Here is a 12,147-nt window from a genome sequence, read left to right as displayed (position 1 = left end):
CCCAAAAATATAAGCGCCCAAATGGTAATGAAATTACCAGGGGCTTACAAGTCGGAAAGCCCCGGCCAGACGCCCACACCCTGCGCCACGTCAATTCGGGGACCAACCGGCAAGACATAAAAAAACCCGACCGGAAGGGTCGGGTTTTTTCGGTTCTGCACCAGCGTGATTAACGCTTGGAGTACTGAGGACGCTTACGCGCCTTGCGCAGACCCACTTTCTTACGCTCGACTTCACGGGCGTCACGGGTAACGTAACCCGCTTTGCGCAGAGCCGGGCGCAGGGTTTCGTCATAGTCCATCAGAGCGCGAGTCAGGCCGTGACGAATAGCGCCTGCCTGGCCACTGATACCACCACCCTTGACAGTGATGTTGATATCGAAACGATCGGTGGACTCGGCAACCACGAGGGGCTGACGAACGATCATGCGCAGGGTCTCACGACCGAAGAAATCTTCGATGGAGCGACCATTGATGGAGATGTTACCGCTTCCCGGCTTGATGAAAACCCGAGCCGTGGATGTCTTGCGGCGACCAGTACCGTAATTTTGTGCTACAGACATATCCGCCTTCCGTTAAATGTCGAGTTCTTTGGGCTGCTGGGCTGCGTGAGGATGCTCAGCGCCGGCATAGATTTTCAGCTTCTTGAACATGGCACGGCCGAGCGGGCCTTTCGGAAGCATGCCTTTGACAGACTTCTGGATGATTTGCTCGGGCGCCTTGTCGACCAGCTTCTCGAAGTTGATGGATTTGATTCCACCTGGAAAGCCGGTATGGCTGTAGTACATCTTGTCAGATGCTTTTTTGCCGGTAACCCGCACCTGGCTCGCATTGATCACAACAATGTAATCGCCGGTGTCTACGTGAGGGGTGTACTCAGGCTTATGCTTGCCCCGCAGACGAAGGGCGATTTCGGTTGACAGACGACCCAGCGTCTTGCCGGCTGCGTCTACAACGTACCAGTCACGTTTTACTGTTTCTGGTTTCGCACTCAGAGTCTTCATGATTCCGCCTTGAACGCTATAAAAGAAACGTTAAAAACCACCACCGGTAAATGCAAGGCATCCGGAGGAGGTTCCATACCTGTGTTGCGCTGCCATCATTCGGGGCTGAGATAATGACATCGCCTTGAAAAGCCAGGGCGCGAAGTATACTCGAACCACCCGGGAAAACCAACCCCGCGCCACACTGTTTCGTTATTCACTTATCCGCACGCCGGGCCAGCCGTACAGTCGGCACGCGTTGTCGATCAGAGCCCGGGCCAGAACGTCCTCAGGCTCTGGCCGGATGCCTGCAAGCGCCCGGAAAATTTGAGGCAGATACACAGGGGAATTGCGCCCCTTGCCCACCCCCGCCGGCGCCATATCCGGGGCGTCGGTTTCCAGCACCAGGCAGTCCAGGGGTAATCCGGCAACCGCCTCCCGGGTCTTACGGGCCCGCGAATGGGTAATCACGCCCCCAATGCCGATAAAACACCCCAGATCGGCCAGCTTGCCGGCCTGTTCCTTGCTGCCGGAAAACCCGTGGATCAACGCACGACCGGACCAATGGCGCTGTCTCAGGCAACCGTGAATCTCGTCATGAGTTTTGACCGAATGCACCACCAGTGGCAGCGCAAGCTCCGAGGCCAGATTGATCTGCGCCTCAAACCAGGGCCACTGTTCGTCAAGACTGCCATGCAAACGGTCAAGACCACACTCACCCACGGCCACGCACCCGGCAGGCCTGGCAACCAGTTGCCGGCGCAGCTCCTCGAGGTCTTCCTCGGCATGCTCGGCAACGAACCAGGGATGAATGCCCAGGCAGTAGTAGAGGCCTTCATGGGCGTTCGCCGTCTTCTGCACGCGCGCCCAGTCGGCGCGTCTTACGCCCGGGATGACCAGGCGGCTCATGCCCTGGGCGCGAGCGGCCTCCAGCTCAGCAGCGCGGCAGTCGTCAAAGCGGGGAAAGTCGAAATGGCAATGGGCGTCAATCAACTCCATGGTCACCTCCCTGCCCCGGTAACCTCAATGCTCCCGGGTTTTGTGGAACTGAATGTCCGGGTAACGCTCCTGAGCCAGGTTCAGGTTTACCATGGTTGGCGCAATGTAGGCGAGCCTGTCGCTGCCATCCAGCGCCAGGTTGTCGTTGTTCTTGCGCTGGAACTCGTCGAGCTTGCGCTCGTCCTTGCAGGTCACCCAGCGCGCCGTCGCTACGTTGATCGGCTCGTAGATGGCTTCCACCTTGTACTCGCTTTTCAGGCGACTGACCACAACATCAAACTGCAGTACGCCGACGGCGCCTACAATCAGGTCGTTGTTGCGAAGCGGCCGGAACACCTGCACCGCGCCTTCCTCGGACAGCTGGATCAAGCCTTTCTGCAACTGCTTGGCCTTGAGCGGATCCTTCAGGCGGATCCGGCGGAACAGTTCCGGAGCGAAGTTCGGTATACCCGTGAACTTCATGTCCTCGCCCGCAGTGAAGGTGTCGCCCAGCTGAATGGTGCCGTGGTTATGCAGTCCGATGATATCGCCAGCAAAGGCTTCGTCTGCGTGCTCGCGGTCTCCCGCCATGAAGGTCAGGGCGTCCGAGAAGCGAACCTCCTTGCCAATACGGACATGACGGGCCTTCATGCCCTGGCTGTATTTGCCAGACACGATGCGCAGGAACGCCACCCGGTCCCGGTGCTGGGGATCCATGTTTGCCTGAATCTTGAAGACGAATCCTGAGAAGCCGTCTTCCGCAGGCTCCACCAGCCTCTGGTCGGTTTCCCTTGGCTGGGGCGCTGGCGCCCAATCGACAAGGCCATCCAGCATATGGTCAACGCCGAAGTTACCCAGAGCGGTACCGAAGAACACCGGCGTCAGCTCGCCCGCGAGGAAGGCCTGCTGGTCGAATTCGTGAGAAGCCCCCTTGACCAGCTCGATCTCGTCTCTCAGGTCGGCGGCATAGGCACCAATGGCCTTATCGAGCTCGGGATTATCCAGCCCGGGAATGACTCGCTTCTCCTGAATGGTATGGCCCTGGCCGGACTGATACAGGATGACCTCGTCCCGCAACAGGTGGTAAACGCCCTTGAAGCTCTTGCCCATACCAATGGGCCAGGTGATCGGCGCGCAGGCAATCTTGAGCACATCCTCCACTTCGTCCATGAGCTCGACAGGATCCCGCGTATCGCGGTCGAGCTTGTTCATGAAGGTCAGGATCGGGGTATCGCGAAGCCGAGTAACTTCCATCAGCTTGATGGTTCTCTCCTCAACGCCCTTGGCGCTGTCGATTACCATCAGACAGGAGTCCACGGCAGTCAGCGTCCGGTAGGTGTCTTCCGAGAAGTCTTCGTGGCCCGGCGTGTCCAGAAGGTTCACCAGCCGGCCACCGTAAGGAAACTGCATTACCGAGGTGGTGACGGAAATGCCCCGTTCCTTTTCCATCTCCATCCAGTCGGATTTGGCATGCTGTCCTGATTTCTTGCCCTTGACGGTTCCCGCCTTCTGGATAGCCTGCCCGAACAGAAGGACCTTCTCGGTAATGGTGGTTTTACCGGCGTCCGGGTGCGATATGATGGCGAAGGTACGGCGCTTGGCCACTTCCTTGGAAAGGGTAGACATAATCGAAACGGAACCTGAATCTGAAGTTCGTAAAAAGGCCGCCATTATAGGGCCTATGGGCTGAATTCGCGAACACCGACGTATGGACTGCGAGCTACCGCGACAGCGTGCGAACCATAACCAGAGCATCCTCACGGCCATCGGGTGCGGGGTAGTATCCGGGGCGCTGCCCGATCTCGCGAAAGCCCTCCCGACGATACAGGTCAATGGCGGGCCGGTTACTTGCCCGGACTTCCAATAGCAGCTGCGACATGCCTTCGTGGGCGGCGGTGGCAAGCAGGTGTTTAAGGAGGTAACCTCCTACGCCCTGCCCCCGGGCCAGCGGATGGACACAGAGATTGAGCAGGTGCGCCTCGCCCGCCATGTAGGCAACAACGGCATAGCCCGCAAGCTGATCCCCCTGGCTGGCAGCCCAGAGGCGGTAACTGTCCTTGAAACAGTCGAGGAAAACGGCCTCGCTCCATGGGTGGGAATAGCCCTGGCGCTCAATATCCAGAACCGAAGGCAGGTCCTCCTCTATCAGAGGTCTCAATTGCAGATCGGACAGCAGGACCTGTTGATAGACACCAGGACGAGCCATCAACCGGCGCCCAGAGGCTTGATCAGGTGCCAGAGCTTCCGCTTGAGGTCCGCATCACCCGCAAGCTCAGCCAGTGAATAGGAAAAGTTCACCGCCGGCGACCGCCCAAGGGCTTCTGCAACCCAGTCACTATTGCCCTTTGACGCACTCCTGAGCACCATGATCTCATGCTCATTGATTCCAGCCACCAGGCTGCGGAGGACCTCCTGCACGTCACTGCCAGTCCTGGCCAGAACTCGCAGATTGTTGAAGATTGGCCAGCCGATCCGCCCCAGGTCACGGGGCCGTTGCTCTCCAACGCTGGCCAGAATGTTGGCGGCCAGGTCTTCCTGAAGCCGCTGGCTGGCGTCGGAAGAAAAGTCGGCAATCAACGCCACCCGGTTGCCAGCCCAGATTCTGATGTCGATGACCTCGGCCGATCCGGAGACGGGCTGATCTGATTTCTCACTGTCTGACTCCCTTGCGGCCTCCGATCCAGGGGTGGTAGCCGCTGGCTCCTGCTCCAGCCCTTTGCGGGCGACGGGCTGGCCTTCCATGAGGGCCTGAAGGTCGGCAATGCGCGCTCCGCCGTCTCTCGCCTTTGCTTGTGACGGTGACGATTTCCTGGCCGCTCCGGGTTTCATACCGGGGGATGCAACCGGTCCCGGTGTCACCTGGTCGCCACGGGGCGGCTCCGGGAGGAACTCGAAATCAGGGCTCGGGGCCGCACCAAGTAACGGCCTGCGGGCGTACCACAGGCGAATGCCCGCGGTGCCCAGGTAAAACTGCCGCTCGGTTTCGGTTCGAATCATTCAGGATGCCTGTCTCTGTTGGTTGCCTGCGTCAGACATCCGCCACCTGCGGATGCTGCCGAACGCCACCCCGGCTGATCAGATTGAGCGCTTCAATGTAAGCCTTTGCGGAAGCGATGATAATGTCAGTGTCGGCCCCGACGCCGTTCACAATCCGGCCACCGCGCTCAAGCCTCACCGTGACTTCGCCCTGGGCATCCGTGCCGCTGGTGATGTTGTTGACCGAATACAACTGCAGGTTACAACCGGAATCCACCAGGGACTCAATGGCCTTGAAGGTGGCATCCACCGGGCCACTGCCCTCCGCCTCCACCTGGTGCTCCTTGCCATCGACCGTGAGGGTAAGGTTGGCTTTTGGCACCACACCGGTTTCAGAACAAACCTGCATGCAAACCAGTCCGTACCGGCCTTCTTCCTCTTTCTGCCGGGTATCGCTGGCAATGGCCTGGAGATCCTCATCGAAAATCTCATGCTTGAGATCGGCCAGCGCTTTGAAACGGGTAAAGGCTTCGTTCAACTCGGTTTCCGTTTCAAACTGAATACCGAGTTCGAGCAGCCGGGTCCGGAACGCGTTGCGACCGGAATGTTTGCCCAGTACCAGGCTGTTCGTGTGCCAGCCCACGTCCTGGGCCCGCATGATTTCGTAGGTTTCCCTGTGTTTGAGGACGCCATCCTGATGGATGCCCGATTCGTGGGCAAAGGCGTTCGCCCCGACAATGGCCTTGTTGGGCTGAACCGGAAAGCCGGTAATTGTCGACACCAGCCGCGAAGCCGGCACGATGTGCTGGGTATCTATCCGGGTATCGATATTGAACAGATCCTGGCGGGTGCGCACAGCCATCACAATCTCCTCAAGCGCCGCGTTGCCGGCACGCTCGCCCAGACCATTGATGGTGCACTCTACCTGACGGGCACCCATGGACACGGCAGCCAGGGAGTTAGCCACGGCAAGGCCCAGGTCATTGTGGCAATGCACCGAGAAGATCGCCTTGTCGGCATTTGGAATCCGGTTGAGCAACTGGTGGATGGTCTCGCCAAACTGCTCGGGAATGGCGTAGCCCACCGTGTCCGGAATATTGATGGTGCGGGCGCCGGCGTCGATCGCCGCCTCAATGATCCGGCAGAGAAAATCCAGCTCTGAACGGCCGGCGTCCTCACAGGAGAACTCCACGTCGTCTACATGGCTGCGAGCACGCTTCACGGCCCGAACCGCCTGTTCGACCACTTCATCCGGCTGCATTTGCAGCTTGTGCTTCATGTGGATAGGAGAGGTTGCGATAAACGTATGGATGCGCCCTTGCGCCGCTGGCCGAATAGCCTCCGCTGCGCGGTCAATGTCATTATCCAGCGCGCGGGCGAGGCTGCAGACCGTGGATTCCTTAATCGACTCGGCGATGGCTTTTACCGCCTCAAAGTCGCCCTGACTGGCAATCGCGAATCCCGCCTCGATCACATCCACCCGAAGCTTCTCAAGGGCCTTGGCGATGCGGAGTTTCTCGGCCTTGTTCATGGTCGCCCCGGGGCTCTGCTCGCCATCACGGAGCGTTGTATCGAAAATTACCAGATGGTCGGTCGCAGGCATTGTCAGGCTCCATTGGGGGATTGGGATTGTAGTGGAAAGAGTATATCACCGCGAACGCGGGAACTTTTATCCGGCCAATAAAAAACCCCAGCATCAAGGATGCTGGGGTTTTGGCATTAGGAGCCTGACGATGACCTACTCTCACATGGGCAACGCCACACTACCATCGGCGCTGGTCTGTTTCACTTCTGAGTTCGGGATGGGATCAGGTGGTTCCAGACCGCTATGGTCGTCAGGCAAAACGGTTGATCACTGGGGGGGACGGGATAGAGTGTGATATTGATTTCGTTTGAGCGAGGCTTTGCGTCGCTGTTGCGTTATCCGCAATTGTCTTGGGTGTTATATAGTCAAGCCGCACGAGCAATTAGTACCGGTTAGCTCAACGCCTCGCAGCGCTTACACACCCGGCCTATCAACGTCCTGGTCTTGAACGGCTCTTCAGGGGCCTCGAGGGCCCGGGGAGATCTCATCTTGGAAGGGGCTTCCCGCTTAGATGCTTTCAGCGGTTATCCTGTCCGAACATAGCTACCGGGCAATGCCACTGGCGTGACAACCCGAACACCAGAGGTTCGTCCACTCCGGTCCTCTCGTACTAGGAGCAGCTTTCCTCAAATCTCCAACGTCCACGGCAGATAGGGACCGAACTGTCTCACGACGTTCTAAACCCAGCTCGCGTACCACTTTAAATGGCGAACAGCCATACCCTTGGGACCGGCTTCAGCCCCAGGATGTGATGAGCCGACATCGAGGTGCCAAACACCGCCGTCGATGTGAACTCTTGGGCGGTATCAGCCTGTTATCCCCGGAGTACCTTTTATCCGTTGAGCGATGGCCCTTCCATACAGAACCACCGGATCACTATGACCTACTTTCGTACCTGCTCGACGTGTCTGTCTCGCAGTCAAGCGGGCTTGTGCCATTACACTAACCGCACGATGTCCGACCGTGCTTAGCCCACCTTTGTGCTCCTCCGTTACGCTTTGGGAGGAGACCGCCCCAGTCAAACTACCCACCACACAGTGTCCTTATCCCCGATCAGGGGACGAAGTTAGAACCTCAAACATGTCAGGCTGGTATTTCAAGGTTGGCTCCACGAGAACTGGCGTTCCCGCTTCAAAGCCTCCCAGCTATCCTACACAAACATGCTCAAAGTTCACTGTGAAGCTATAGTAAAGGTTCACGGGGTCTTTCCGTCTAGCCGCGGATACACCGCATCTTCACGGCGATTTCAATTTCACTGAGTCTCGGGTAGAGACAGCGCCCCCATCGTTACGCCATTCGTGCAGGTCGGAACTTACCCGACAAGGAATTTCGCTACCTTAGGACCGTTATAGTTACGGCCGCCGTTTACCGGGGCTTCGATCAAGAGCTTCGCACGAGTGCTAACCCCATCAATTAACCTTCCGGCACCGGGCAGGCGTCACACCGTATACGTCCACTTTCGTGTTTGCACAGTGCTGTGTTTTTAATAAACAGTCGCAGGGGCCTGGTATCTTCGACTGGCTTCTGCTCAACCCGCGAGGGGCGTCACATACAACCAGCGTGCCTTCTCCCGAAGTTACGGCACCATTTTGCCTAGTTCCTTTACCCGAGTTCTCTCAAGCGCCTTGGTATTCTCTACCTGACCACCTGTGTCGGTTTGGGGTACGGTCTCGAATAGCCTGAAGCTTAGAAGATTTTCCTGGAAGCAGGGCATCAATGACTTCCCGCCCAATGGGCAGTCGTCGTCGCGTCTCGGGATTGTGGACCCGGATTTGCCTAAGTCCACTCCCTACATGCTTAAACCGGGACAACCGTCGCCCGGCTCACCTAGCCTTCTCCGTCTCTCCATCGCAGCTATCCAAGGTACGGGAATATTAACCCGTTTCCCATCGACTACACCTTTCGGTCTCGCCTTAGGGGCCGACTCACCCTGCGCCGATTAGCGTTGCGCAGGAACCCTTGGTCTTCCGGCGTGCGGGTTTTTCACCCGCATTGTCGTTACTCATGTCAGCATTCGCACTTCTGATACCTCCAGCATGCTTTACAACACACCTTCGCAGGCTTACAGAACGCTCCCCTACCCCGCATACAAAGTATGCAGCCGCAGCTTCGGTGACCAGTTTGAGCCCCGTTACATCTTCCGCGCAGGCCGACTCGACTAGTGAGCTATTACGCTTTCTTTAAAGGGTGGCTGCTTCTAAGCCAACCTCCTAGCTGTCTGAGCCTTCCCACATCGTTTCCCACTTAACTGGTACTTGGGGACCTTAGCTGGCGGTCTGGGTTGTTTCCCTCTTCACGACGGACGTTAGCACCCGCCGTGTGTCTCCCGGATAGTACTCACAGGTATTCGGAGTTTGCATCGGGTTGGTAAGTCGGGATGACCCCCTAGCCGAAACAGTGCTCTACCCCCTGTGGTATTCGTCCGAGGCGCTACCTAAATAGCTTTCGGGGAGAACCAGCTATCTCCGGGCTTGATTAGCCTTTCACTCCGATCCACAAGTCATCCCCTGGCTTTTCAACGACAGTGGGTTCGGTCCTCCAGTGCCTGTTACGGCACCTTCAACCTGCTCATGGATAGATCGCCCGGTTTCGGGTCTATGCCCAGCGACTAATTCGCCCTATTCAGACTCGGTTTCCCTACGGCTCCCCTAAACGGTTAACCTCGCCACTGAACATAAGTCGCTGACCCATTATACAAAAGGTACGCCGTCACAGAACAAGTCTGCTCCGACTGCTTGTACGCATACGGTTTCAGGGTCTATTTCACTCCCCTCACAGGGGTTCTTTTCGCCTTTCCCTCACGGTACTGGTTCACTATCGGTCAGTCAGGAGTATTTAGCCTTGGAGGATGGTCCCCCCATGTTCAGACAGGATACCACGTGTCCCGTCCTACTCGATTTCACTGAACTCAGGTTTCGGATACGGGGCTATCACCCACTATGGCGGCACTTTCCAGAGCCTTCTCCTACCAGTTGTTCAGCTTAAGGGCTGGTCCCCGTTCGCTCGCCGCTACTGAGGGAATCTCGGTTGATTTCTTTTCCTCGGGGTACTTAGATGTTTCAGTTCCCCCGGTTCGCCTCTTACACCTATGTATTCAGTGCAAGATACCGACCCGAAAGTCGGTGGGTTTCCCCATTCAGAGATGTCCGGATCACAGCTCGTTTGCCAGCTCCCCGAACCTTATCGCAGGCTTCCACGTCTTTCATCGCCTCTGACTGCCAAGGCATCCACCGTATGCGCTTAGTTGCTTGACTATATAACCCCAAGACAACTGATCACGAACTCACACTCATCACCAGGCAAGCCTGACTCCGAGGTACATTCGAGACAGCCGACTGAAGTCATACAACAACCACTTCAACGACAACACCGGATAACGCTTGAAATCGCTATCACTTTGAACATCTTCTCTCGGAGATAATGAGAGAAGAATATTCCTTCTATCTCGTCCAATTTGTTAAAGAGCAAATCTGACCCAGTGATCAGAAAGAAGGGCTTCGAACGTCATCACGTTGAAACACTTGTTTCTGCACACTGCTAACCGGAGTCAGTCAGTAAGTTTTGGTGGAGCCAGGCGGGATCGAACCGCCGACCTCCTGCGTGCAAGGCAGGCGCTCTCCCAGCTGAGCTATGGCCCCTCGATACCGACCACACAAGCCCGACCGCATTCGGTCAAACTTAGAATTGTGTGGATCTAGGCGCTTTGTCGCGTAGCGTGCGAGTAGCAAGTGAGCGGCGAAGCAACGACGAGCCACGCAATTCTGGTGGGTCTGGGTGGACTTGAACCACCGACCTCACCCTTATCAGGGGTGCGCTCTAACCACCTGAGCTACAGACCCATTATCGCTTGATCTTGTTTCGCCTGGACTGCGTTGCAGCTCTCGCTCAATCGGTCACGTACTCATGTACGCTCCCTCTTTCACTCAACCTGCGCCTTGCCAGCCAAAACAATCTCGGCGCGCTAATGCTATGGGTCGTGTAGACCCTTTGCTCTCTTTATTAGCCAACCAAGTAATTCGTGTGGACTCTGACCGAAGCATTCGGCTTCGTTTAAGGAGGTGATCCAGCCGCAGGTTCCCCTACGGCTACCTTGTTACGACTTCACCCCAGTCATGAACCACACCGTGGTGATCGTCCTCCCGAAGGTTAGACTAACCACTTCTGGTGCAATCCACTCCCATGGTGTGACGGGCGGTGTGTACAAGGCCCGGGAACGTATTCACCGTGACATTCTGATTCACGATTACTAGCGATTCCGACTTCACGCAGTCGAGTTGCAGACTGCGATCCGGACTACGACGCGTTTTGTGAGATTGGCTCCCCCTCGCGGGTTTGCAGCCCTCTGTGCGCGCCATTGTAGCACGTGTGTAGCCCTGGCCGTAAGGGCCATGATGACCTGACGTCATCCCCACCTTCCTCCGGTTTGTCACCGGCAGTCTCCCTAGAGTTCTCAGCCGAACTGCTAGCAACTAGGGATAGGGGTTGCGCTCGTTACGGGACTTAACCCAACATCTCACGACACGAGCTGACGACGGCCATGCAGCACCTGTGTTTGGGTTCCCGAAGGCACCAATCCATCTCTGGAAAGTTCCCAACATGTCAAGGCCAGGTAAGGTTCTTCGCGTTGCGTCGAATTAAACCACATGCTCCACCGCTTGTGCGGGCCCCCGTCAATTCATTTGAGTTTTAACCTTGCGGCCGTACTCCCCAGGCGGTCAACTTAGTGCGTTAGCTGCGCCACTAAGACTTCAAGAGTCCCAACGGCTAGTTGACATCGTTTACGGCGTGGACTACCAGGGTATCTAATCCTGTTTGCTCCCCACGCTTTCGCACCTCAGTGTCAGTGTTGGTCCAGGTAGCCGCCTTCGCCACTGGTGTTCCTTCCTATATCTACGCATTTCACCGCTACACAGGAAATTCCACTACCCTCTACCACACTCTAGCCTGACAGTTCGAAATGCCGTTCCCAGGTTAAGCCCGGGGCTTTCACATCTCGCTTATCAAACCACCTACGCGCGCTTTACGCCCAGTAATTCCGATTAACGCTTGCACCCTCCGTATTACCGCGGCTGCTGGCACGGAGTTAGCCGGTGCTTCTTCTGTGAGTAACGTCAAGCCTCATGGGTATTAACCAGAAGGTTTTCCTCCTCACTGAAAGTGCTTTACAACCCGAAAGCCTTCTTCACACACGCGGCATGGCTGGATCAGGGTTGCCCCCATTGTCCAATATTCCCCACTGCTGCCTCCCGTAGGAGTTCGGGCCGTGTCTCAGTCCCGATGTGGCTGATCATCCTCTCAGACCAGCTACGGATCGTCGCCTTGGTAGGCCTTTACCCCACCAACTAGCTAATCCGACATAGGCTCATCCAATAGCGCAAGGTCCGAAGATCCCCTGCTTTCTCCCGAAGGACGTATGCGGTATTAATCCGGGTTTCCCCGGGCTATCCCCCACTACTGGGCAGATTCCTATGCATTACTCACCCGTCCGCCGCTCGTCAGCGGGGTGCAAGCACCCCCTGTTACCGCTCGACTTGCATGTGTTAAGCCTGCCGCCAGCGTTCAATCTGAGCCATGATCAAACTCTTCAGTTTAAATCATACTGAGATCCGAAGATCCCAAAATCATG

At 56.9% G+C, this 12,147-nt stretch carries 7 protein-coding genes, 2 tRNA genes and 3 rRNA genes; all 12 read right to left on the bottom strand.

Annotation, left to right across the window (positions count from 1 at the left end; genetic code table 11):
* Positions 1-169: 169 nt before the first annotated feature.
* Entirely contained in the window at positions 170-562 is a 393-nt protein-coding gene (gene rpsI, locus AC0J1C_RS03660; RefSeq protein WP_064226992.1) for a 30S ribosomal protein S9, read from the bottom strand.
* Positions 563-574: 12 nt separating this feature from the next.
* Complete coding sequence (gene rplM / locus AC0J1C_RS03655) at positions 575-1,003, bottom strand: 50S ribosomal protein L13 (RefSeq protein WP_008176556.1); 429 nt, start codon at positions 1,001-1,003, stop codon at positions 575-577.
* Between the two features lie 192 nt (positions 1,004-1,195).
* Positions 1,196-1,981, bottom strand: a complete 786-nt coding sequence (locus AC0J1C_RS03650; RefSeq protein WP_473045661.1) for a TatD family hydrolase — start codon at positions 1,979-1,981, stop codon at positions 1,196-1,198.
* Between the two features lie 24 nt (positions 1,982-2,005).
* On the bottom strand, positions 2,006-3,586 hold the full coding sequence (prfC, locus tag AC0J1C_RS03645; protein ID WP_473045660.1) for a peptide chain release factor 3: 1,581 nt from the start codon (positions 3,584-3,586) through the stop codon (positions 2,006-2,008).
* 94 nt (positions 3,587-3,680) lie between these two features.
* Positions 3,681-4,166 (bottom strand): ribosomal protein S18-alanine N-acetyltransferase, encoded by a 486-nt coding sequence (gene rimI, locus AC0J1C_RS03640; protein WP_473045659.1) that lies wholly within the window; start codon positions 4,164-4,166, stop codon positions 3,681-3,683.
* The gene (locus AC0J1C_RS03635) at positions 4,166-4,957 is read right to left on the bottom strand and encodes a 2-isopropylmalate synthase (protein WP_473045658.1); all 792 of its coding nucleotides are present in this window, start codon (positions 4,955-4,957) and stop codon (positions 4,166-4,168) included. Before AC0J1C_RS03635 ends, rimI begins: the two co-directional genes overlap by 1 nt.
* 31 nt (positions 4,958-4,988) lie before the next feature.
* The gene (locus AC0J1C_RS03630; protein WP_473045656.1) at positions 4,989-6,539 is read right to left on the bottom strand and encodes a 2-isopropylmalate synthase; all 1,551 of its coding nucleotides are present in this window, start codon (positions 6,537-6,539) and stop codon (positions 4,989-4,991) included.
* A gap of 122 nt (positions 6,540-6,661) precedes the next feature.
* Positions 6,662-6,776: ribosomal RNA gene (gene rrf, locus AC0J1C_RS03625) — 5S ribosomal RNA — on the bottom strand.
* A gap of 106 nt (positions 6,777-6,882) precedes the next feature.
* Positions 6,883-9,775, bottom strand: a 23S ribosomal RNA gene (locus AC0J1C_RS03620).
* A 308-nt stretch (positions 9,776-10,083) separates the two neighbouring features.
* Positions 10,084-10,159: transfer RNA gene (locus tag AC0J1C_RS03615), tRNA-Ala, on the bottom strand.
* Positions 10,160-10,283: 124 nt separating this feature from the next.
* Positions 10,284-10,360, bottom strand: a tRNA-Ile gene (locus AC0J1C_RS03610).
* Between the two features lie 212 nt (positions 10,361-10,572).
* Positions 10,573-12,112: ribosomal RNA gene (locus AC0J1C_RS03605) — 16S ribosomal RNA — on the bottom strand.
* Together the 16S, 23S and 5S rRNA genes with 2 tRNA genes alongside form the textbook arrangement of a ribosomal RNA operon.
* Between the last annotated feature and the right edge of the window lie 35 nt (positions 12,113-12,147).

This window comes from Marinobacter sp. E2 (assembly GCF_055755345.1).
Note: the sequence above shows the minus strand (reverse complement) of the source record. Positions and strands in the feature narration are given on the sequence as shown.

Coding starts and splice junctions, on each gene's coding strand:
- rpsI (WP_064226992.1), bottom strand. CDS start 562: ATGTCTGTAGCACAAAATTACGGTACTGGTCGCCGCAAGACATCCACG.
- rplM (WP_008176556.1), bottom strand. CDS start 1,003: ATGAAGACTCTGAGTGCGAAACCAGAAACAGTAAAACGTGACTGGTAC.
- AC0J1C_RS03650 (WP_473045661.1), bottom strand. CDS start 1,981: ATGGAGTTGATTGACGCCCATTGCCATTTCGACTTTCCCCGCTTTGAC.
- prfC (WP_473045660.1), bottom strand. CDS start 3,586: ATGTCTACCCTTTCCAAGGAAGTGGCCAAGCGCCGTACCTTCGCCATC.
- rimI (WP_473045659.1), bottom strand. CDS start 4,166: ATGGCTCGTCCTGGTGTCTATCAACAGGTCCTGCTGTCCGATCTGCAA.
- AC0J1C_RS03635 (WP_473045658.1), bottom strand. CDS start 4,957: ATGATTCGAACCGAAACCGAGCGGCAGTTTTACCTGGGCACCGCGGGC.
- AC0J1C_RS03630 (WP_473045656.1), bottom strand. CDS start 6,539: ATGCCTGCGACCGACCATCTGGTAATTTTCGATACAACGCTCCGTGAT.